Origin of the sequence: Bartonella sp. A1379B, from assembly GCF_002022485.1 — a bacterium.
In the GTDB taxonomy this organism is placed as follows: domain Bacteria; phylum Pseudomonadota; class Alphaproteobacteria; order Rhizobiales; family Rhizobiaceae; genus Bartonella; species Bartonella rochalimae.
Window position 1 is genome coordinate 1,341,880 of the sequence record NZ_CP019780.1, and the last position, 23,872, is coordinate 1,365,751.

The following is a 23,872-nucleotide window of genomic DNA, read 5'->3' on the forward strand; positions in this document are numbered from 1 at the left end:
TATTTTAAGATATGGCAGATGAAGAATTAAAAAACCAGATGTGGGGCGGTCGATTTAAAGCAGGACCTGCCGCAATTATGGAAGAAATTAACGCTTCAATTGATTTTGATCAAAAACTTTATAAACAAGATATTGAAGGTTCACTTTGTCATGTAGCCATGCTAGCGCAAACAAAAATCATTTCACAATCCGACTATGAAAAAATTACCCATGGCTTAAAGAAGATTCATCAAGAAATTGAAATGGGTACATTCACATTTTCACGAAAACTTGAAGATATTCATATGAATATTGAAGCACGGCTGAGTGAATTAATTGGCCCTGTTGCAGGACGTTTACATATAGCACGTTCACGAAATGATCAAATTGCTGTTGATTTTCGTTTGTGGGTACGAGAAGAAATGCAAAAAATGACACAAGCTTTAAAAGAGCTGATAAAACAACTCCTGATTCGAGCAGAACAGCATGTCGATACTTTTATGCCAGGTTTTACGCATTTACAAACCGCACAACCTGTTACATTTGGTCACTATATGATGGCCTATGTTGAAATGTTTAGTCGAGATTTATCGCGTATGCATGATGCCATTGAACGAATGAATGAATCCCCCTTAGGGGCTGCTGCTCTAGCAGGTACAAGTTTTCCGATTGATCGTTTTATGACAGCAGAAGCATTAGGTTTTCGTGAGCCAACGCGTAACTCGATTGATAGTGTTTCAGATCGTGATTTTGCATTAGAATTTTTAAGCGTTGGGACTCTTTGTGCTATGCATCTTTCCCGTTTAGCAGAAGAAATTGTTCTTTGGTCGAGTGCACAATTTCATTTTATTCGTTTATCAGATGCTTTTTCAACGGGTTCATCTATTATGCCACAAAAGAGAAATCCTGATGCTGCCGAGCTTATACGTGCTAAAGCAGGGCGATTAAATGCTGCTTTGATTGGACTCTTAACAGTGATGAAGGGTTTACCCCTTGCTTATTCAAAAGATATGCAGGAAGATAAAGAATATGTATTTGATGGAGCTTTGAGTTTGGAATTATCGCTAGCAGCTATGACAGGAATTATTGGTGATCTTGAAGTTAATAAAGAAGCCATGAAACAAGCAGCTCATTTTGGATATGCAACAGCAACTGATTTAGCTGATTGGCTTGTTCGTGAATTAGGGCTTCCTTTTCGTGAGGCGCACCATATTACTGGATCTATTGTAGCATTAGCAGAAAAAAAACAGTGCACTCTTAATGAGCTAACATTAGTTGAACTTCAAACGATACATCCCAATATCAATGCAACCATTTTTGATATTTTGACAGTTGAGAAATCCGTTAAAAGCCGGAAAAGTTTTGGTGGAACAGCACCTTCAGAAGTTCTGCGTCAAATTGCTTATTGGAAAAAGCGCCTTATAGCCGCTTAAGTGATTTTATTTTTTAATACAAAAAATAAGACAGAAACAATATCAACATAATAGGAAAAGATATATGATAACCATTGTGAAAAATTTAATAATTATTCTTTTCTGCAATGTTATCATATTTGGATGTGGACGGAGAGAAATATTAGATTTACCATCTTCAACAATCATGAATCCTTCACAAGAAGCATTTATTTCTGAAAGAAAAGCAGATAAACCTTTTTTTCTTGATCAGCTGATACAATAGGTTTTTTGTGCATTTCTTTTCTTATTATCAAGGCGAACTTCACGCTGAAGACCTTTCACTTTCTATTCTTGCGCAAAAGGTAGGGACTCCTTTTTATTGCTATTCAGCGCGTACACTTATTACAAATTTTGAAAACTATCAGCAAGCATTTCAAGATATGCCTTATCTGATTGCTTATGCAGTCAAAGCGAATTCTAATCAAGCAATTTTACGACTCTTAGCACGGAGTGGAGCAGGAGCTGATGTGGTATCAGAAGGTGAACTCCGACGTGCACTTGCTGCCGGTATTCCTGCTCATCGAATTGTTTATTCTGGTGTTGGTAAAACAGTGAAAGAGATTGATTTTGCTCTTACGCAAAATATTCATTGTTTTAATGTTGAGTCAGAACCAGAACTTGAACAATTATCAGCACGTGCTGTTGCACTTTCGACAACAGCACGCATTTCACTGCGAATTAACCCAGATGTGGATGCAAAAACTCATAAAAAAATCACAACAGGGAAATCTGAAAATAAATTCGGTATTCCACTCTCATCAGCACGAGAAGTATATAAAAAAGCCGCTCAATTGCCTGGTTTATACATCTGTGGTGTAGATATACATATTGGCAGTCAGATTTGTAATTTAAAACCCTTTGAAGATGCTTTTCTTATTACGGCAGATTTTATCTGTCAGTTGTGGAATGATGGTTATACTATAACCCATGTTGATATTGGAGGAGGACTTGGAATTCCTTATAGTTCTGAACATCACTCCGTACCTTCTCCTTTTGAGTATGCGGCTCTTGTTAGAAAACATATTGCCCCTTTAGGGATCAATATTATCCTAGAGCCTGGACGTAGTATTGTTGGTGAAGCTGGCATACTCGTCACATCTGTAATACATTTAAAAAGGGGAAAAGAGCGAAATTTTGTTATTGTTGATGCAGCAATGAATGATTTCATTCGCCCAACGCTGTATGAAGCTTGGCAAAATGTGCTCCTGGTAAAAGAAAAACCAATAGATACTCCGCTGATCAATGCAGATATTGTTGGCCCTGTCTGTGAAACGGGTGATTATTTAGGTTTGAATCGTTCTTTAGCGCTCTTGTCGCAAGGAGATCTTTTGGTTGTTACAGGAGCAGGGGCTTACGGTGCGGTTATGTCAAATACTTATAATAGCCGACTTTTAATACCAGAGGTTTTAGTTCAAGATATGCGGTATGCAGTTATTCGTCCACGTCTTGATTATGAACAATTGATCGGACTCGATCAAATTCCAGATTGGATTGAAAATTTTTAAATATCTTAGTCTTATTTTCACTCAACTCTCATGAAACAATTTATTTTCTCATAATTATTTTGTATGAATCTTATGATTTCAATGCACCGCTATAAAAAAAGGTAACTATTTATCTATGAACAATAAAAACATCAAAAGTTTTTCAGAACTAAAGCTTTTGTTTGTGCGCATTCTTGTTTGGTGTATCCTATTTTGTGAGCGAATATGGCCACGATTATTACCCTTTTTTCTTGCTCTGAGCCTTTTATATTCGCTGAGTTGGTTTGGCATTTTCAATGCTCTTGGTTATTGGGCGCATTTATTTCTTCTATGGCTCGTGCTTTTTATAGCAACGGGGAGTCTTTTTCTGCTTTTCGGTTTCCGTTTGCCCACAATCAAAGATATTAATGACCATATCGAAAAAACAAATAATCTCAAACACCAACCTCTCAATGTTCAAAAAGATCGTTTACACTTTGAAGATGAAGAAGATACAACTACAAATATTTGGCGTGAACATCAGCGCCGTATGGCAGAACAATTGCATCATTTGCGAATTGGATTAATTTATCTCAGGAGTGCTTCCTACGATCCCATGGCTCTTAGAGCTTTATTTATTCTATTTTGTGTTTGTGCTTTTAGTTTTTCTTTTGGTTCATCAGGCGGACGTTTAGCAGATGCATTTGATTTTCGTCCTACCGTTGATAAAACATTAATGCGCGTTGATGCTTGGGTTACACCACCTGCTTATACAGGAGTTGCACCCATTTATTTAACGCAAAATGAAACAACACAATTTACAATTCCTGAAGGTAGTGAGGTTGTTGTACGTATTGTCAATGGTGCTGGTGTTACAGTAACAGCAATCTCTGAAGAAGATGGCCAGAAAATTTCACTTACTAAGAAGAACGAACAACCGGCTTTAAATAATTCAATTATTCGTTTTGAAACACACTTAGAGCGTTCAATTTATTTATCTTTAGCGTCGCGCCATAAGCAACAACAATGGCATTTACGCATGATTAAAGATCAATTACCAACGATTCATTGGTTAGAAAAACCAGGAAGAATTTTATCTGGATCATTAGAATTGCAGTATGAAATGGATGATGATTATGGAGCTACAAATGCTTTTGTTGAAATAGAACCTTTTTTTGATCAAGAAAAAAATAGTTCTCCCCTTTATAAAGCACCTGAAATAAAACTTCTTTTAGCACGTGGTGGAAAAGGTAAAATGCGGACAGTGCAAGATTTATCAGGCCATCCGTGGGCTGGTTCAGAAGTAAAAATTACTTTGATAGTACAAGATGGTGCTGACCAACAGGGACGCAGTAAAACTTTTATCATGACGTTACCAGAGCGCATTTTTGCAAATCCTGTTGCACGTGCAATCAATGAACAACGTCGTTTATTGGCTCTTAACGCATCTAAACGCGAGCATGTACTTGATATGATTTCTGCTTTGCTTTTACGTCCAGAAAATGGTCTTCAAAATACAACTCATTTTCTTCTTTTACAGAGTGCATGGACAAGGCTTTCTATGGCACAAACAGAGGATCAATTGCGAGATGTCGTTGATTATTTATGGACAATTGCTTTAGGTATTGAAGATAATCAGCTCGAGTCTGCTCAACAGAGATTAAAACAAGCACAAGCTGCTCTCCGTGATGCATTGCAGCATGGTGCTTCTGCTGCTGAAATCGAGCGACTTATGGCAGATTTACGACAAGCTGTAAATGATTATATCCATGCTTTAGCTGAAAAAGCACCAGAAGATAAAGATTCAAGAGAGGCTAATCTCTCTATAGATACATTACAAAATAAACTGAATTCAATGGAAGAAATGGCTAAAATGGGTTCTTCTTCTGCAGCGGAACAACTTTTAGCTGAAATTGAACAAACACTTGATCATTTGCAAATACGGAAAAGTCATCAAACAAACGGGCAAAACAAAAATCAAACGACACAAATGAAAGAAAAAATAGATCAACTTGGTGATTTAATGCGTCGTCAGCAAGAAATTCTTAATGATACACACAATTTAAAAACAGATCAGCAACATGGAAACAGTACGCCCAAAGTACAGAGTGAATCCTTAAAAGAACGCCAAAATGAGTTGCAATCTGAATTATCAATATTGAAAAAAGAATTGACAGCAGAAGGATTTGAATCAAGTGATGACCTGAAAGAAGCAGAAGAGAAAATGAATTCTGCAAGAGATGCTTTTGATAAGCAAGACTATGAATTGTCAATACAAAATCAATCAGATGCTTTAGAAGCTTTACGACAAGGCGCACAAAATGTATTAAAAAAGATGCGTAACATGCTCAATAAAGAAAAAAATAATCAGAATGCCATTCATAACCGTAAAGATCCATTAGGGCGTCCACTCTCCTCAGAAATTGACCAAAAACAAGAAGGTGTAATTGAACCAAAAGCAAATGATAGAATGCGCGCACGGCAAATTTTGGATGAAATTCGCAAACGCCTTAGCAATGAGTATATTTCAGAAGAAGAAAAGAATTATCTTGAAAGATTACTTCATTTTAATTGAAGAAAAAATTTTTGCGACTATTTTGAAAATATAGTGCAAATTATTATGCAATAAAAAAGCACTACAGATAATAATAAAGTTAATTACTTATAATAAAGGAGACGATAAAATAACTTTTTCCCCATGCTTTTAAAATCATTCGGATGAAGGAAATTAAAGATTAAGATTTTTCTTCTTGAGACAAAAAAGCAGAATTCCATATAAATTTAAGTGTGTGAAAACTTGCGATACTTGAAATTTGCTTCTAAACGGTATTTTAAATTGGATATAATTACATTAAAAGATTTTTATACTTCTACGCTTGGTATGCGTATGCAAATGACAGTTTATGATCAGTTAAATGTCTGTTGGCCTGATCTTATAGATAAACGAGTTATGGGCCTTGGCTATACACTTCCTTATCTTTCTGCATTGCGTAAACGTGCAAAGCAGTGTTGTGCTTTTATGCCTGCTAGTCAAGGAGCATCACCTTGGCCTTATCCCGATAAAGTTGCTACAGCACTTGTTTTTGAAGAAGATTTGCCTCTTCCGGATGCTTCGATTGATTGCATTTTATTAATACATGCACTTGAATATACAGAAAATTCATACGAAACACTAAACGAAATATGGCGTGTTTTGATTCCTAATGGTCGCCTTATTGTTATTGTTCCTAATCGTTATGGATTATGGGCACGTAATGATCGTACACCTTTTGGTTATGGCAAATCTTATAGCCGACAACAAATAGTTCGTTTATTGAAAGAAACCAATTTTATTACTGAATCAGTACAAGAAATTGTCCATTATATGCCCTCTTTAAACTGTATATCGCGGTTATGTTCATTTTTTTATGAATCATTAGCAAGTCATATTTTTCCTTATTTTGGTGGACTTTTAATGTGTTCAGCAGAAAAACATGTCTATCAAGGTTCTTTTGTGCAACGTCATCAGTCGCGACGCATTTTTATTCCTACACTAACACCACAAACATGTACAAAGAGACAGACCACTTTAATCTAAATTTTTATCTTAGAACAATGTTATCTGAATTGTATTTCAAACAGCGCGCCTCCAGCACAATTAAAGATTCAAACGATATCCATTATGATCGGTAACAAGAATTTTTGCTTTAGAAGGATCTTTTTCGATTTTTTTACGCAAACGATAAATATGGGTTTCCAATGTATGCGTGATAATATTTGCGTTGTAGCCCCAAACGTGTTCCAATAATGTTTCACGACTTACAATTTTATCTCTAGTCTCATAAAGATATTTAAGAATTGCTGTTTCTTTTTCTGTAAGGTTAATTATATTGTTCTGCTGATCAATAAGGAATTTTTCTCTAGGTTTAAAAATATAAGGACCAAGATCAAAAGAATCTTCATTGTGTTCATATTGGCGCAATTGGGCGCGAATACGAGCTAAAAGCACTGAAAAACGAAAAGGTTTTGTCACATAATCATTAACACCCATTTTAAAACCTAAAATAGTATCGCAATCTGTATCACAATGAGTCATCATAATAATGGGAGCACGAAATCCTTGGGAGCGTAATTTTTTTACAGCTTCACGACCATCGAGATCGGGAAGTTCTACATCAAAAATAGCGAGATCAACATTGTCTTTTTGAGCCACTATAATCCCTATTTCAGTAGTTTTTGCTTGAAGCACTTCAAACTCTTTATGAATTTGCAATTGTTCTACAAGAATAGAACGAAGATCGTTATCATCCACAACGATTAAAAGGGTATAGTCCTTCATTTTTTTTCCTATAAGATGTATTTTCACTAAGATTGAAGAAAGAATAATTTCATGAAAATAGGATTGCTTGCAAGTGACATTAAAAAAGAAAATATATAAAAAACAAGCTTTTGTTTCTTCTATTGTTATCCGTCGACAAACAGGTATGCAGACACGGGGTATTCTGTGTATTGGTCAGCATCGCTTTTTTTGTGCTTTAGGGCGAGCTGGTATCTCTGCTTTTAAACGTGAAGGTGATGGTGCTACTCCTTTAGCCAATATGCGTTGTTTAGGGGGATTTCGCAATAATTTTTACCGTTATTTCCCACGTTCAATTTTAGCAATCCGGCATATTCAAGCACACGACGGTTGGTGTGATGCAAGTGGAGATGCCAATTATAATCGTTTGGTACGTCTTCCTTATCCAAAAAGTGCTGAAAAGATGCAACGTGAAGATGGCCTCTATGATATGGGCCTTATTCTAGATTGGAATATTACAGAACGAAAGATGGCAAAAGGAAGTGCTATTTTCATACATTTAGCACAAAATAATTATACGCCAACAGAAGGATGTATCGCACTTTCATATCGTGATATGCAACGTATTTTACCTTATATTAATCGGCAAACAAAAATTATTATTTTAGGTTAAAGCTATGCTACTTTTAATCCTCCCATAGAACAGATTTCTTTCCATTCATCTTCTGTAACTGATTGTACCGATAAGCGCATAGCTTTAACCAGCATCATATTTTTTAATTTTGGATTAGCTTTAATTTGTTTTAATGAAACGGGATTTGGTATATCACAAATAGCACGAATATCTACACACTCCCAGCGTGGATCTGAACTAGTAGAATCAGGATGTGCTTCAGCGCATACTTCCACAATACCAACTATTTCTAGTCCTTGACTTGAGTGATAAAAAAAACCCTTATCGCCATATTTCATAGCGCGCATATTATTGCGTGCTTGATAATTGCGCACACCATCCCATTGTTCACCATCAAATCCTTTTTGTTTTTGCATGTCCCACGACCACTTAGAAGGTTCAGATTTGAAAAGCCAATAAGCCATAAAATTTCCTTTATAAACTTTAATAAGTTTCCAGATTTATACTTTTACTCCACGACGCCCTGTCCCGACTAAAGGAAGAGATTTTTCATCTAATGGCCAGCGTGATCGAGGTCCGATATCAAGAGAACTTACTTGTCCCCGTGCTAAACGTTCAGCACCAGCAAAAGCAATCATTGCAGCATTATCCGTACATAAAGAAAGAGGTGGAGCAATAAATTCAAAACCGTGTTGATGAGCAAGCTTTTGCAAACTAGAACGAATAGCTTGATTAGCTGCGACTCCTCCAGCAACAACTAAAGCAGGGAGAGGAGATGCCTCATGACGAGAAAACGGATAATGGTTGATAAATTGTTGTAACGATAGACCAACGCGATCCTGCAATATATCGATAACAGCTGCTTGAAAACTTGCAGCAATATCGGAAACATCACTTTCTGTTAAAGGTGCCATAGCTGTTGCAACTTGCCGAACAGCCGTTTTAAGACCAGAGAAGGAGAAATCTAACCGCTTATCACCCTTCAAAGGTCGTGGAAGAGAAATACGATTTTTATCCCCCAATAAAGCAGCTTTTTCAAGTGCTGGACCACCAGGATAGGAAAGACCTAAGAGTTTTGCGGTTTTGTCAAAAGCTTCTCCTAATGCATCATCAATAGTGGTTCCTAAACGCTGGTAATTCCCCACCTCATGAACAAGGATTGTTTGAGTATGCCCCCCTGAAACTAAGAGCAATAAATAAGGAAAATTAACATTATGCGTTAAAACAGCTGTCAAAGCGTGTCCTTCTAGATGATTGACGCCAATAAAAGGCTTTCTGGTAGCAAAAGCTAGTGCTTTTGCACTCATGAGCCCAACTAAAAGTCCTCCTATCAAACCAGGACCACTTGTTGCTGCAATGGCATCAATATCTTTGAGTTTCAGATCAGCGTCTGTAAGCGCTTGAAGAATTAAACCATCAAGAATTTCAATGTGAGCGCGTGCAGCAATTTCAGGAACAACACCACCATAAGGCGCGTGGTGGTCAATTTGGCTCCAAACAATATTGGAAAGAATACGGCTTTTTCCCTTATTGTTGTGCTCAATAACAGCGACTGCTGTTTCATCACAACTTGTTTCTATTCCCAACAAACGCATTTTAGGCCAAATCTCATATTATGAAATATCTTAAAGCATACACGTATCATGAATAAATAAAGATGCAAAGAATTTCACCTTTAAATTAATCGATCTGAAAATAAATAGATTTCACTCTATACCTTATAAGAACTATGGGAGCAATTTTTGCACTCATCAAAAAAATGATTAGACCTAATGCTTTTTGCATATATTTATAAAGTTTTGTACAATCTCTATACTCTTATAAAATACTTTATGACAATGATTCAGTCGCATAAAATGTGACGCTTTAATTTGATTTATTTCACCATCAAGTAAATCATTTATTTGATTTTCTGGAAAAGTAAAATATACACATTATACTGACTTAATAATATTTGTAGGATGGGCTATAAATGTTATATGTTTCCTAAATTGAACCAATTTCAAAAAATTCTGCCCTCAGATTACTAATTATTTGGTTACAATTGCTTCTTCATACTTAAAAATAATCATAAATCATCGTCATCCTCATAGGAAAAGAATAATTGCATCAATTACGCCGTATATTACATACTTTTTGAGAGTACAGATTTATGAAGAGCTCTTACATAATAGAATAATCAATACTTCTCACTTTATTTATATGAATATGAGAACGCTAATGTCTGAGTTAATACACATAAGAAACACCGTCATCTTCTTATAAATTCTACAAAGAAATGGCTCACGACAGCGTGATAATTACCAATGACAAATGAGCACATTTTAATTGCTTTTCCTGAGATTTTAATTGCTTTTCCTGAGATAATAAGTCAAAAAATCATTCTAAACAGATCTATAAGCTTTTGCATTTAGAAAATTATATGTCCTTATTATGACGATCATACCAACAACTTTTCTTAAAGAATTATATCGTATCTCCTATATTAAATAAGGTATTGAAGATTTTTTAACATTTATTACAGTTAAACGAAAATAAGCAATTTACAAAAGAATTATGCAAATATAAACGATCGAGTAATCTTTGCAAAAGAAGATCCTAAATTTACAAATATTTCTAATCTGCAAGCATTTTACTGCATTACAGAAAGGAAACTCATTATAATTTAGAAATACAGAGAGCAGTCTGTTAACACTTATAATAAAAAATATTTTTCTTTAATCCTATAAGAATATTGCAAATAATCGGTCTCTCTTCAAATGAGTAATGCAGCGACAATTTTAAAACTTCACAAAACAAAAAAGATCACTAATAATGCTACTTATTATCCTGTTGAAGCAGTTAGCAATATAACTTACCCATTAAAACCACTTCAATGAATTATTTGTAATTTAGCAACAACCAAAAATAAATAATTGATAAAACATATTTTCAACTTGATTGTAAATTATCTTTAAGGTAACTTCTTATCTTAAATAATATAATAATTTCTACTGAAAATTTATTATATTGTTATATTTAATTAATTGGGTGGGGATTAAGTATGTTAAAGGATTTAATATGCCCTCACAAAAGAAAATTGCTTCAGCAGAAAAACTGTTACAAAAATCAAAAGACAGCATTCCTTTACTCAAAGAGCTTTCATCAAAGTTAAAAGATAGCATTCCTTCACCCAAAGAGCTTTCATCAAAATTAAAAGACAGCATTCCTTCAACCAAAGAGCTTTCATCAAAATTAAAAAAAGAGCTTGCAATAGAAATCGAAAAAACAAAATATCGCTGTATATTAACAGGAGAGAATCCTGCACCTTATCGTATTATAGCCGTTAGATCTTTTGGAAATGTAACAGAGGGCGATCTTGGCGGTTTTATTGAAAATGAATCAAATTTATCACAACAGGGTGATTGTTGGATTTACGGCAACGCTAAGGTTTTTGGAAACGCTAGAGTTTACGAAGATGCTAAAGTGTATGATAATGCCAAAGTTTATGGAAATGCCCAAATTCATAATAAAGCTCGTATTTCTCAATCTGCCAAAATTTACGGTAATGCTCGAATTTATGGCAAGTCTAACATTATTGGCGATGCTAAAATTCATGGTCAGGCAAGCGTTTATGGACACGCTCAAGTTTGTGGATATACCGACGTTTATGATAATGCAAAAATTCACGGTAGAGCTAAGATTAATGACTATGTAAAGATTTTTGACCATGCCGAGATTTATGAGAATGCTCTTGTTACTGACAAAAGTAGAGTTCACGGCAAAGCTGAAGTTTATGGTAATGCTCAGATTAAGGAGCAAAGCGAAGTTTTTGGCAACAGTAAAGTTTATGGTAATACCATAATTTCTGGTAATTCCAGGATTTTTAGACATAGCAAGATTTATGGAAATGCTGCTATTTACCACAATGCTTTGGTTAGTGGTGGAAAGATTTACGACAATGCAATAATTGCGAATAATGCACAAGTTTCTGGTCACGCTAAGATTTATGGAAATACCAAAATTTATGAAAATGCCACAGTTAATGGCCATGCTAACATTTATGGTAATGCACAGATTTATGGAAGTGCTGTAGTTAATGAAAATGTAAAGATTTTTCACAATGCTCAGATTAAGAGCAATGCCGAAGTTCGGGGAAATGCCAAAGTTTATGGTAGTAGTATAATCTCAGATACTGCCAAGGTTTGTGGTAATGCTGAAGTTTATAACGAAGCTATGATTTATGAAAATGCTCAAGTTTTTGAGAAATCCATAATTGCGGGAAAAGCTAAGGTGTATGGTAATGCACAGATTTATGGAAATGCTGTGATTAGTGAAGCGGTCGAATGTTTCGAAAATGCTAAAATTTTTGGTCAAGTCAAAATTTCTGGTCAAGTCAAAATTTCTGGTCAAGCCAGAGTTTACGAATTTGCAGAAGTTTGGGAGTCTGCCAATATTTTTGGCAATGCTTGCGTTTTCGGAAAATCTCAGATTTTCGGTAATAGTAAAATATTTGATGAAGCAAAAATTTATGACTTTGCTGCAATTACCGAAAATGCTGAAGTTTATGGTTGTGCTAAAATTTATGGACATGCTAGAATTTTCGGTGAAGTAAAAATTTTAGGAGAAACCTTAATTGCAGGCCAAATGAAAGTTTTTGGTCAGGCTGAGATTGTTGATAAACGTTTTTTTAATAATGAAGCAATTGACGGCAGTCAATTTCTTCATGATGAGAACCAGATGAAAATTCTCCATGAAAAAGAAGAAAAAGTTTTTGATGCAAGCAAAATACAAGCTTTTAATGAGAACATAACTAACGTTCTTAATGAGAGAGAGATTATAAATCTTAGTGCTCAAAAAGCTTATATGATTAATGAAATTAATATAGTTCAAAAGGCTGAGGTTCAAAAGGTTGAGGTCCAAAAGGCTGAGGTCCAAAAGGCTGAGGTCCAAAAGGCTGAGGTCCAAAAGGCTGAGGTCCAAAAGGCTGAGGTCCAAAAGGCTGAGGTCCAAAAGGCTGAGGTCCAAAAGGCTGAGGTCCAAAAGGCTGAGAATATCATAATAAAGAACGGCTTTGCCAAAACTTCTAATGTTTTTATTAAAAATACACAAAATCTTACTGTGTAAATATATCAGTATGCAAATATGAAAGTGAATGTTATATAAAGCTTTTTATATTAAGAAATAAAATATATACTAGAAACTATAAAAGCTAAATTAAAAAAGAAAAAATTGTTAAGTCTAGTTACGGAACTATGAAAAAGTATAAAAAATAAGTATCAGAAAATACTCTATCTTTACGTCCGATAGGTTATATTTTTACAGTATTTTAGTTTTTATCCAATTACTGCTTAAAAGCAGTTAATAAATTAGACAATAAATAATACTGTTTTTGATAGGGGGTATATTATTATAACAATAATAAATACAAAGAGTCTCAAACAAGTGGTTTTAAGCTACAGTGTTATTTTGTACAAAATTAAATCAGAAGGAGCTCTTCAAATCAGTGATAGCTCATACAAGCGTAGTATTTGAACTGAGTGAAGTTTTAGCTGATATGTTTTTAAATTTTAGATATATCACAACAAATTATAGCTTGTTTATGAGAGAAATTCTTCTCCTAAAAACTCTGATAAAAATATGGACCTAGAAGATTTGATAACAAAAAATCTCTATTTTTGAAAATCTGATATGAGAAGGCAATTACATAAATATTCTTAACGATATTACCAACAAAGCGTTCGTATGATGTATAAAATAATTTATGCAATTATTTTTCGGATATTAGGGGAGTTAAGTAATTTATCATTAGTTCTTAATATAGACAAGCAAACGGTAGCTAATATTTTTTATATCATACTAATAAACAAGCAATAATTATCAATCTAAAGGCAGCATCAGCTAATGAACGTCATTAAGTAGCACATAATATCTGTCATTAACTTCCTAAATATCATATGATTGAACAGTATTCATAGCCTTCTAAAAATTAGCAAAGTGGTTTGTTGTATGATGGAATATAACAAACTAACGGCGCCGTATTATATATAATAATTGAGAAAGCAAAACTTCCCCTATAAAATTTCTACTATACATGCTCATATAAATACCACCAAAATCTGATGTAAATACAGTCAGATATCCTAAAAATTATTCTGATGCTTTGCAATAATCGTCAGTTTCAGTAAGGCTTGATGAATGATTACTTCACTTAAAAGTGGATTTTTACGACTTTCTAAAATAGCTGATTGTATTTTTTTCATTGCATACAAAATTTTCTCTAAGTTCCAATATTTTAAGGCTTGTTCAACTATTTTTTTCCTTTGAAAAAAAATCGGTGGTTGCGCCTGAGAAATGACTATAAAAGGAGTTTTACCTTCAATTTCTACTTGATAACGTAAAAGCTGTAATTGTTGAAAATGCCTTTGAGCCGTATTTAAAACAAAAAAAGATGTATTGTTTACAGCACAACAACGGCTAAAATAAATTTCAAAACTCGCTAAATCTCCTAGTAAAACAGCATCAATTACTTCATCTTGAGAAAGAGCACTCACATCGCTAACAATAGCTTTTACATCTTCAAAAGCAATATGAGCCTTCTTTAAGGTATAAAGACACAACTTTTCCAATTCACTCCGTGATGCAAGACGATCTTCTCCGATATTTTGGTGCAAATATTGACGCGCTTCCAAAGAAAGAGTTGCATTGAATTCATCTAAAATCTCATCAATCAAGATATCAAGAGAATGGGCATTATCTGCATAACAAGGCAAAGCAATTGCTGTTGATGCTGTTTCAATAATATTGCGTAATCCTACTCCTTTTTTTAAATCACCCGCTTCAATTAAAATAAAACTGGCTTCTGGTGGTTCTGTTATTAAAAGTTTAAGCGCCTTAAGAAAGCCTTTTTGGTTAGCACCATTAGATATCCATATCAAACGATCACCACCAAAGAGCGATAAAGTGCGTGCTTCATCGCCTAATCGCGCAGGATCTTTATCGATTTCAGCTGCATCTAAGCGAACAGTGGAAAAAGGATTTTCTATTGCCACCTGAGAGAGCTTGGCAAAACGTTGTGCACGCTCACAAACAAGACCACGATCCGGTCCATAAATTAAAACGATAGGAAAAGAACGCGAAAAATGTTTTAAAAACTGATCAACTTCATGTGCTTTTTTCTGAGCCAAAATATTAATCCATTAAAAATACATCATCAAAAACTTTATCACAAATCTTCTGAAATAGTCCAATTTCACTACCTCTATCTTACATTTTTTACACTCTTTCTTCACTAACTGTCCAAAATGACCTTACGCTAAGCAAAAGCAAAATCTGATTTCTATAATCAAAAATCTAATGTACGGAATTCACCACTCTAATAACAATTTCCTCTTAATATTTATTTAGTTAGTTAAAAATATCACAAAATCAGCTATTTCTGAACGAATACTCAAGAAATCACATAAAATAATAAAACCTTATCTAAAAAGGAGAAATCTACAATTTTCTTGATAGTGCCTCTTAAAGGCATTGTGTAGTGATTCTGAAGATATATTAGATTCCATTCAATACTTTTATAGCGCAAAATGACTGTTTCTAGTGATTTACAATCCTTTATCAGAGAACAACGCTCATTTGATTTTTTACTTTTATCAAATTTCCATGCCAAAAGGCAAAATCAATATCTTATTTAAAGGGAAAGGATTTTATAATTATTGATTTTATTATGTTTTTTATCCTACTTTTCACCTTTTAGATACTTTTCTACCGTTTTGATAACAAGCCTTTTGCAATCAGTGCTTTTTATATAAAGAGCAATTATATTACCACCTATCCAGCAAAAAAATACTTTGAAGTGTAATAAAAACTGTCTTATCTAAGTTTGCAGCTCTTGCTACCACTAATTTTTTCAAACCACGAGCTGATTTTTTAATACTGGCTTCATTACAAAACTTTTTAAATAAATTACCAAAACTCTCTTTAATGAATTTTCCCCCTTTGCCACAAATAAATATTGCATCTCAAATAGAGCTAATTTTAAAAGTCTTTGCTCGTTTAGTTCAAATAGACAAAAAGGTACCTATTTGATGAATATTTTTACGGCAGAAAATGAGCTTTTGTCGATTTTAATCACTGAAACAGGAACAAGAAATAAAAACAAATATCACCCCATTAGGAAACAATCATGCTCAAACGTCGTGATAAAAAAATCACAGATTTAAAAAAGCGTTTAATGAATACGATTGTTATTGGGAAAATCAGTCATGCTGACCATAAAAATGCGTACTATCACAATCTAAAGTAGAAATTTAACCAACGACTGGATTGTTGATTGCCAAACACAGACAGATAGAGCACATATCTATGGAAGAGGTGGTATAGGAGAGCAAGTTATTATGAATTCTGTTCATACAGATGCTAATCAAACCGACGACTTACGAAATGTAGAAAAGAAGGAAAAGTATTTCTTGTATCAGTTGGTTTCCAATGTATTTGGATCAGAAAGATTTCAATATGGTCAGTATCAATTGAGCAAAACAAATCTTAAAATATAATAAATATGATAAACACTTCTATGATTTGATAACATATTTAATAAATCAAGTCATAAAGATTAAAGAGTTTATAAAAATGAAAAAAGAACTATTCATTCATGAGACGATGTAGAAGCACATTTAAGATCTTATTTCACATCTTAAAAAATAAATTGAAATCAACAAATTATGCAAAAGAAAAAGCACTGATATCCAAAATAATAATGACAACATCAGACTATCTCACCATTCTCAATACGATCATATTACTGTTGCGTATAAAATAATTGTAGAGCTTAATGAGCTTAAGCATTTTCAAAATCAATTTTTACTCTTATTTTTAAAAAACAAAAAAATAAATCTACTGAAACGTTATTTTTTTGTTGCAATTCGGAAAAGCCTACGCCATACAGAGACTGTTTAGGTAAAAAGTGGTTCAAATTTTTAAGCGGGTGTAGCTCAGGGGTAGAGCACAACCTTGCCAAGGTTGGGGTCGTGGGTTCGAATCCCATCGCCCGCTCCATTAGTGAATGTAAACTTATTTTTAAACTATAAACTTTTTGAAGAGTCTTTCTTATCTATGATCCCAAAGTTCACAAAAATGATGAAGTGGACCACGTCCTTTTCCTACGTTTAAAGTACTTGAAGCAAATAAAGCGCTATTTAAATAATTTTTAGCTCTTTTGATTGCATCAAATAAAGGTTCCTTAGGTAAGAGTGCTGCAATCGCAGCCGAAAGAGTACAACCTGTGCCGTGATTATTGGTTGTACCGAAACGGAAAGCCTCCAGCATTACAACACCCTTGGAATCACAATAAATATCAGGACTAGAAAGATCGTAATAATTTGTAGTCTTGCAAGCAAGAACATCTAAATGCCCTCCTTTCAATAAAACAGCACCACACCCCAATGCCAAAAGTTGTGGACTTTGCTGATACATAGCATCTAATGACCATTGCACTTCATGATTCAACAATATTGCTGCCTCAGGTAAATTTGGTGTAATCAACGTTGACATGGGAATAAGAACACTACGAATAACTTCAATCGCATCAGGCTTCAACAGAACATCTCCACTCTTTGCCACCATAACCGGATCAAAAACAATGAAACGAGCTTTATAATGAGCCAAACGTTCTGCAATAATCTGTGCAATCTGAGCATTCGCCACCATTCCAATTTTGACGGCGTCTACATGAATATCTTCAAAAACCGAATCAATTTGATCAGCAACAAAAGAAGCATCCAATGCCTGAAAAGCACGCACACCCTGTGTATTCTGTGCAACAACAGCTGTAACTACGCTCATACCATAAGCTTTCATTGCCGAAAAAACCTTTAAATCGGCTTGCATTCCAGCACCACCAGAAGGATCAGTACCCGCAATGGATAAAATCCGTGGAATAAACTTACTTTTATTACTCTGTAATGTCATATGGTTCTTTCCTTATAATTTTAAATATTTTAAAAGGAGTATTTGAAAAAGTTTTAATTAAAGATGTTTTCTCATATAAATTGCATTATAAATAGAATTTCTTGATGGACATGAAATGGGAAATGTAGTGCTTATCTTTCGCTCTCTTCTTTTTACATTTGTTTTTTACATAACAACTTTTGTACAGATGATTTTTTACGCGCCTTTCTATTTCTTAATGCCGCGTAAACAAGCATGGATTGTGCCTAAAATGTGGGCACGTATTACATTGTTTTTACAAAAACATATTGCTGGAACAGACTATGAAATTGAAGGTATAGAAAATCTTCCCAGTGGGTCTTACATCATTGCTCCAAAACATCAATCCGCATGGGAAACTTTTAGCCTTGTTCCCTATTTTGATGATCCCGCCCTTATTATCAAACGTGAATTAATGTGGATCCCTCTTTTCGGTTGGTACATGGCAAAAACACAAGTTATTCCGATTAACCGGACAAGTCCTATTAAAGCCCTCAAAATCATTTTACACAATGCAAAACAAAAAGCGAAGCAGGGGCGCGAAATTCTCATTTTTCCTGAAGGAACGCGTAAACAACCTGGTCAAGATCCAGATTATAAACCAGGAATTACTGCTCTTTACAATGAGCTTAAACTTCAAGTTGTTCCTATTGCCCACAATGCTGGCTTATATTGGCCACGTAATAATTTTCGTCGCTATCCAGGAACAATCCGTGTTCGTATTCTTCCTCCTATCAAAGCTGGTTTAAATAAACGTGATTTTCTAGATCAACTCATTCAAAAAACAGAAAAAGCTTGTGATGAATTACTCCTATTAGCTGCTCAAGACCCTAATCCTCCTCCTATGCCACCCTCTGCTGTTCAAAGACTTCAAATGCTTGGCCATCATTGGAAAGGACCTGTACGTAATTAAAGATTCATCCTCTTTATGAATAAACAAAAATCTTTACAATAAAACTCCAACAATGCCAAACCACTTATAATGTCAAAATAATGGGGGAATTTATTTTATGCATCAACTCTTCTACACACTTTTTTTCTTTTTTATTCTGAGTATAATGAGCTCTCTAAGTTTAGCCCATCCTTTCATCTCTGTTGATGCCACAACTGGACGCATATTAAAGCATAATCAAGCTTTTGAACGTTGGTATCCTGCTTCTTTAACAAAACTAATGATGACTTATATTATTTTCCGAGCCATGAGCACAGGAAAAATTTCACCCCACAAGCATATCACCATCAGCAAAAATGCAGCGCAAGCGCCTGCTATTAATTCAGGTTATAAAGCTGGTTCTGTTCTTACACTTGATACGGCCTTAAAAATTACTTTGGTTAAATCCACAAATGATTTAGCTATTGCTATAAGTGAAGCTATTTCGGGTTCACAAGAAGCTTTTGTAAAACAAATGAATGCAGAAGCTCGACGTCTAGGTATGTTTGGAACCAATTTTACAAATACAAGTGGATTACCAAATCCAAATAATTACTCCACAGCACGGGATATGGCTCTTTTAGCGGTTCAAATCCGCCGAGAATTTCCGCAATATACTCATTATTTCTCTATTCCAGCCATTGATTTTGGCAATGGAAAAAAAATTCAATCTAATTCAAATAATCTTATTGGTCGTTTTGATGGCATAGATGGCATGAAAACGGGATTTATTTGTGCTTCCGGTTTCAATCTTGTCGCTTCAGCAACCAGAAATAAGCGAACAATTATCGTTGTTATTTTAGGATCGGAGAGCATCAATAAAAGAGAAGAAAAAGCAGCACAATTGCTCAATGCAGGATTTTCGGACAAAGGATCTCCTCAATCAACATTAGCAACATTAGAACCTTATGGTACGAAAATATCACAAATAACCGATATGAGACAACAAATATGTACACCTGAAGCTATAAAAATGCGTCTAAATTCTTATGATGAAGAAGGAAATATTATTCTCACCTCGCCTTTCATTACCGCTTTACCTTCCTCCATTCTTCCTTTGCAAGTAAAGCTCATCAGCGCACCGAAGATATTGAAAATCAATGGAAAAATAGTACGAGAAATTCCCATCCCATATAAACGACCTCCCTATTCACCTCCTATGATAAAAGCAGTCAACCACATTTAATATTTCAAATGCAAACAACACGTATTCCTGTCACTCTCATCACCGGTTTTTTAGGTTCTGGTAAAACAACTTTGCTTAATTATTTGCTTCGAGATCCTCTCTTAGCTAACAGTGCTGTTATCGTTAACGAATTCGGTGAAATAAACATTGACCATCTTTTTGTTGAAAAAGCAACAGAAGGAATTATTGAATTAACAAACGGCTGTTTATGCTGTAATTTGCGCAGTGATTTAGTCGATACATTAGTTGATTTAATTGATCATACTCAAAAAAAATATCTCAAAAAATTCAATCGCATTATAATTGAAACAACGGGTTTAGCTGATCCTGCTTCTATTTTACAAGTTCTTTTAAACCATCCTATTTTAACTCAAGCATTAGAGATTGATGCTGTTATTACAACATTTGATGTATTAAACTCTCCTCCTATTCTTGAATCTCATCCTGAAATACAAAAACAACTCGCTTTTGCTGACAAAATTATCCTTACAAAAACTGATCTTATTGATCATATAATTCCCCTAGATTTTCTCACCAACAAACTCAAAGCTCTTAATCCCACGGCACAAATCATCATTTCCCATTCTGATCAATGCAACTCACATGAATTAATAAATAAAATAATTCGGAATAAAAAAGAAGGTAACATAGAGCTAAAAAAATGGCTTCCCACTGTTCCACATGATCATTCTCATTATCAAAATTTTCGCGCTTTTTCATTAGATTGTAATGAACCGATTCACTTTGCTACGTTAAAAGTTTTTCTCAACCTCTTAAAAGATCTTTATGGTGAAAAATTACTCCGTATAAAAGCCATTATCGCATTGCACGATAATCCACATAGTCCACTTATTCTTCATGGTGTACAAACATTTTTTCATCCACCAATAAGGCTTCCAAAGTGGCCAAAAGGCATTACAAAAACTCGCTTTGTCATCATTACTCATAGTGTTGAAAAAAAGGCAATACAAAAACTCTTTGATGCTTGTTTAAATAAACCAGCACTAGATACTCCAGACAAAACTGCTATTTTAGATAATCCTTTACTCATTCCAGGAGTAAAATTTTAATCTCCTTTGCACAGTAACAAATCAACTGCTTACATACAATTCACGTTATATTATTCTTATAACTGAAAAATTGTATATTCTTAATATAGCTCATCCTTAGAAAGCCATAGCAACTGAATCTTCATCAATAAAATGTTCAAAAACATAACGTTTATCATAAACAGTAATTTTGGGAGGTTTACGATTTGTTTCAAAAAAATCATAGCCTTCTTTGAGCATCATCCAAAATTCATAATGAGGGCTTGTATAATGACGTTGCATATTAGCATCAGTCATACGAAAAGGAAAAGCATGTAACTGAAACTCTTTTTGCCCGCCTTTAAAAGCATCCCGTGCAAAGGCATAGATTTGTGCCATATTCCTGTCATTCATTGAATAGCAGCCTACAGAAGAACAAGCTCCATGAACCATAAGATAGCTCCCTGTACGGCCATGAATCTGATCATAAAGATTAGGAAAACCTATATTAAAAGAAAGATAATATTTCGAATAAGGGTTCATTTGGTTTTCCTGAACGGTATAAAAACCTTCTGGAGCTTGAAAATCGCCTTCTCGATATTTAGGCCCAAGCTGACCTGACCATTTGCAAATGTCATAACTTACAACAAGAACAAATACTCCTGAACGATTTTGTTTCCAAATTTCAGCAATATTATCTTCCTTAAAAAATCGCATCATAATTGGTGCATACTGATCAATATCGTTCATAGCCATTTTATTGAGGATTTCTCGAGGCAATGATTGTTCAATTTTAGCTTTGAAAGAAGTAGGTAACCTCTCCTGACATGCCATTAACATTCCAGTTAGAATAAAAAGCACTGCTGAAAACAATCTCTTTAATTTCATTTAAAAAAGGTCCTTGACAGTAAATATATTAATTCAAAGAACGACCAATCTGAAGATATTTTTCCCAACGCTCTTGTTTAATAATTTCACCATCTTTACCAGCCATAGACTTTAAAGCGTCTGAAATAATATTACCTGTTGCTTCAATTACAATTTCTTTTCCTCTATGTGCTCCTCCCAAAGGCTCAGGAATAATACCATCAATAATCTGTAACTTATAAAGATCTTGAGCAGTAATGCGCATATTCGTCGCAGCATCCTTTGCACGAGTTGAATCGCGCCATAAAATAGAAGCTGCACCTTCTGGTGAAATAACCGAATAAATCGAGTGCTCCAACATATAAACTTTATTAGCTGCCGCAATTGCTATCGCTCCCCCAGAACCTCCTTCTCCAATAATAACGGAAACAACAGGGACCTTTAAGCGTAAAGTTGCAGCTGTTGATTGTGCAATTGCCTCTGCCTGCCCACGTTCTTCAGCACTCACACCAGGATAAGCGCCCGCCGTATCAACAAAAGTCAGTAATGGTAATTGAAAACGATCAGCCAATTCCATAATACGAACAGCTTTGCGATATCCTTCTGGACGTGCAGAACCAAAATTATGGTGCAAGCGGGTTTGGGTATCATGCCCTTTTTCTTGACCTATATAAGCAATTGCTTCACCTCTAAAGCGTGCAAAACCAGCTTGAATAGCTGCATCTTCAGCGAATTTACGATCACCTGCCAAAGGTGTAACATCAGTCAACAATTGCGCTGAATAATCCATAAAATGAGGTCTATCAGGATGACGAGCTACTTGTGTTTTTTGCCATGGTGATAATTTTTTATAGAGATCTCTCAAAGCTGTTTGAGAACGCGTTTCAAGACGTGCAATCTCATCACTCATATTAAGGCTATCCTTTTCCTGAGCGATTTTTTTTAATTCAAGAATTTGCAGATCAAGATCAGCAACTGGTTTTTCAAAATCAAGATAATTATACATTGCATCCAACTTGTTTTGTATAATTTATACACTTATAATTTATTTTATAAAGTATTTTTCAAAAGATCATCTTTTCTTTACCTGACCTTACACTAATCAACAAGCGGATGATGCTCATTAACCAAACGATGCAACCTAGCTTCCAATACATGTGTATAAATTTGAGTTGTAGAAATATCACGGTGACCTAACAAATGTTGAACCGCACGCAAATCAGCACCATTTTGCAACAGGTGGCTTGCAAAAGCATGGCGCAATACATGAGGAGAAAAGTTTTCACTTTGTATCCCTGCTCTTTTAGCGAGATCTTTTAATCCGCGAGCAACAAATTGGCGTGCAATATATCCAGTAGATGAACGAGCAGGAAAAAGGTAAATGCTTGTTGCATCTTTTCTCTGATCACGCACACTCAACCACTGCAACAGAATTTGACGTGCTTTCTCTGATAAAAGTACCACTCGCTCTTTTTCACCCTTCCCGCGAACCAAAATAAATTGCTCTTTTCCTCGCACAGCTTGAACTGGAAGACTAACTAACTCACTGATACGTAATCCCGTCGCATAAAGCATTTCAAGCAACACCTGAAAACGCAAAGCACGGTAATAATTCTGGGTTCCAGACTCTGCTTGCTCTGTCTCCAATTGCGCAAAATCTAATAATTTTGCCATCGCATCTTCACTGATAATTTTCGGCAAAGGACGTCCTTGACGTGGTGAATCAATATCACTAGAAGGGTCATCTTCTCTTAATCCTTCAGCATAAAGAAATTGAAAAAATTGACGTAAAGTTGATAACCGACGCGCTTGTGAAGTTGCTGCGCAACCAGCTTTCTGCATGAGAGATAAAAGATTGATTAAATCTTCTCTTTGCGCCGAAAAAAACGAAATAGAGTGCGAAGATAATTTATTTTGTGCCCATTGTAAATCATGTTGATAAGCTAAAAGTGTACAAACAGAAGCCCCTCGCTCCGCACTCATCATTTCAAGAAAACGATCTATGACAGCATCATTTTTCATGTATTTTCTTTCGAAGATTCCTTTAATAAATCTAAAGGCACATCAACATTTATATCCACGGTCACT

The 23,872-nt window shown here is 34.7% G+C and carries 19 protein-coding genes and 1 tRNA gene; 12 read left to right on the forward strand and 8 right to left on the reverse strand.

Annotated features, from left to right (window positions below; translation table 11 throughout):
• The first annotated feature begins 11 nt into the window (after positions 1–11).
• From argH to BA1379B_RS05890, 5 genes are all read left to right on the forward strand, one after another.
• The gene (argH, locus tag BA1379B_RS05870; RefSeq protein ID WP_078692501.1) at positions 12–1,412 is read left to right on the forward strand and encodes an argininosuccinate lyase; all 1,401 of its coding nucleotides are present in this window, start codon (positions 12–14) and stop codon (positions 1,410–1,412) included.
• A gap of 64 nt (positions 1,413–1,476) precedes the next feature.
• Complete coding sequence (locus BA1379B_RS05875) at positions 1,477–1,656, forward strand: hypothetical protein (RefSeq protein WP_035006462.1); 180 nt, start codon at positions 1,477–1,479, stop codon at positions 1,654–1,656.
• A 7-nt stretch (positions 1,657–1,663) separates the two neighbouring features.
• A complete protein-coding gene (lysA, locus tag BA1379B_RS05880) occupies positions 1,664–2,938 on the forward strand; it encodes a diaminopimelate decarboxylase (RefSeq protein WP_078692502.1) in 1,275 nt (424 codons plus the stop codon).
• Positions 2,939–3,053: 115 nt separating this feature from the next.
• Positions 3,054–5,471, forward strand: a complete 2,418-nt coding sequence (locus BA1379B_RS05885; protein ID WP_078692503.1) for a TIGR02302 family protein — start codon at positions 3,054–3,056, stop codon at positions 5,469–5,471.
• 231 nt (positions 5,472–5,702) lie between these two features.
• The gene (locus BA1379B_RS05890) at positions 5,703–6,473 is read left to right on the forward strand and encodes a class I SAM-dependent methyltransferase (protein ID WP_235692220.1); all 771 of its coding nucleotides are present in this window, start codon (positions 5,703–5,705) and stop codon (positions 6,471–6,473) included.
• A 60-nt stretch (positions 6,474–6,533) separates the two neighbouring features.
• On the opposite strand, the gene BA1379B_RS05895 is transcribed toward BA1379B_RS05890, so the two are convergent.
• Entirely contained in the window at positions 6,534–7,214 is a 681-nt protein-coding gene (locus BA1379B_RS05895; RefSeq protein WP_035006457.1) for a response regulator transcription factor, read from the reverse strand.
• A 67-nt stretch (positions 7,215–7,281) separates the two neighbouring features.
• Between BA1379B_RS05895 and BA1379B_RS05900 the strand changes: the two genes are divergently transcribed.
• Positions 7,282–7,845, forward strand: a complete 564-nt coding sequence (locus BA1379B_RS05900) for a L,D-transpeptidase family protein (RefSeq protein WP_035006456.1) — start codon at positions 7,282–7,284, stop codon at positions 7,843–7,845.
• Positions 7,846–7,847: 2 nt separating this feature from the next.
• Here BA1379B_RS05900 and BA1379B_RS05905 read toward each other — a convergent pair whose 3' ends face one another.
• Positions 7,848–8,270, reverse strand: a complete 423-nt coding sequence (locus BA1379B_RS05905) for an EVE domain-containing protein (RefSeq protein ID WP_078692504.1) — start codon at positions 8,268–8,270, stop codon at positions 7,848–7,850.
• A 36-nt stretch (positions 8,271–8,306) separates the two neighbouring features.
• A complete protein-coding gene (tsaD, locus tag BA1379B_RS05910) occupies positions 8,307–9,401 on the reverse strand; it encodes a tRNA (adenosine(37)-N6)-threonylcarbamoyltransferase complex transferase subunit TsaD (protein WP_035006453.1) in 1,095 nt (364 codons plus the stop codon).
• 1,465 nt (positions 9,402–10,866) lie between these two features.
• Here tsaD and BA1379B_RS05915 point away from each other — a divergent pair.
• Positions 10,867–12,912: a hypothetical protein gene (locus tag BA1379B_RS05915; protein WP_078692505.1), complete on the forward strand. Its 2,046-nt coding sequence runs from the start codon at positions 10,867–10,869 to the stop codon at positions 12,910–12,912.
• Between the two features lie 1,016 nt (positions 12,913–13,928).
• Here the strand turns inward: BA1379B_RS05915 and holA are convergent.
• On the reverse strand, positions 13,929–14,972 hold the full coding sequence (gene holA / locus BA1379B_RS05920) for a DNA polymerase III subunit delta (RefSeq protein WP_035006452.1): 1,044 nt from the start codon (positions 14,970–14,972) through the stop codon (positions 13,929–13,931).
• Between the two features lie 1,209 nt (positions 14,973–16,181).
• On the opposite strand from holA, the gene BA1379B_RS06755 reads away from it, so the two are divergent.
• A complete protein-coding gene (locus BA1379B_RS06755) occupies positions 16,182–16,340 on the forward strand; it encodes a hypothetical protein (RefSeq protein ID WP_153300834.1) in 159 nt (52 codons plus the stop codon).
• A 427-nt stretch (positions 16,341–16,767) separates the two neighbouring features.
• Positions 16,768–16,842 (forward strand) — tRNA-Gly (locus BA1379B_RS05925).
• A 51-nt stretch (positions 16,843–16,893) separates the two neighbouring features.
• Here BA1379B_RS05925 and thiD read toward each other — a convergent pair.
• The gene (thiD, locus tag BA1379B_RS05930) at positions 16,894–17,754 is read right to left on the reverse strand and encodes a bifunctional hydroxymethylpyrimidine kinase/phosphomethylpyrimidine kinase (protein ID WP_078674049.1); all 861 of its coding nucleotides are present in this window, start codon (positions 17,752–17,754) and stop codon (positions 16,894–16,896) included.
• Positions 17,755–17,869: 115 nt separating this feature from the next.
• On the opposite strand from thiD, the gene BA1379B_RS05935 reads away from it, so the two are divergent.
• The 3 genes from BA1379B_RS05935 to BA1379B_RS05945 all read left to right on the forward strand — a co-directional run bounded on the left by BA1379B_RS05935 (position 17,870) and on the right by BA1379B_RS05945 (position 20,959).
• Entirely contained in the window at positions 17,870–18,685 is an 816-nt protein-coding gene (locus tag BA1379B_RS05935; protein WP_078692506.1) for a lysophospholipid acyltransferase family protein, read from the forward strand.
• Between the two features lie 97 nt (positions 18,686–18,782).
• Entirely contained in the window at positions 18,783–19,889 is a 1,107-nt protein-coding gene (locus BA1379B_RS05940) for a D-alanyl-D-alanine carboxypeptidase family protein (protein ID WP_035006448.1), read from the forward strand.
• A gap of 8 nt (positions 19,890–19,897) precedes the next feature.
• Positions 19,898–20,959, forward strand: coding sequence for a CobW family GTP-binding protein (locus tag BA1379B_RS05945; protein ID WP_078674051.1), 1,062 nt, complete (start codon positions 19,898–19,900; stop codon positions 20,957–20,959).
• A 96-nt stretch (positions 20,960–21,055) separates the two neighbouring features.
• Here BA1379B_RS05945 and BA1379B_RS05950 read toward each other — a convergent pair whose 3' ends face one another.
• The 3 genes from BA1379B_RS05950 to BA1379B_RS05960 all read right to left on the reverse strand — a co-directional run bounded on the left by BA1379B_RS05950 (position 21,056) and on the right by BA1379B_RS05960 (position 23,806).
• Positions 21,056–21,805, reverse strand: a complete 750-nt coding sequence (locus BA1379B_RS05950) for a L,D-transpeptidase family protein (protein WP_078674052.1) — start codon at positions 21,803–21,805, stop codon at positions 21,056–21,058.
• Between the two features lie 28 nt (positions 21,806–21,833).
• Positions 21,834–22,790: an acetyl-CoA carboxylase carboxyltransferase subunit alpha gene (locus BA1379B_RS05955; protein ID WP_035006447.1), complete on the reverse strand. Its 957-nt coding sequence runs from the start codon at positions 22,788–22,790 to the stop codon at positions 21,834–21,836.
• Between the two features lie 92 nt (positions 22,791–22,882).
• Positions 22,883–23,806, reverse strand: a complete 924-nt coding sequence (locus BA1379B_RS05960) for a site-specific tyrosine recombinase XerD (protein ID WP_035006446.1) — start codon at positions 23,804–23,806, stop codon at positions 22,883–22,885.
• Positions 23,807–23,872: the final 66 nt, after the last annotated feature.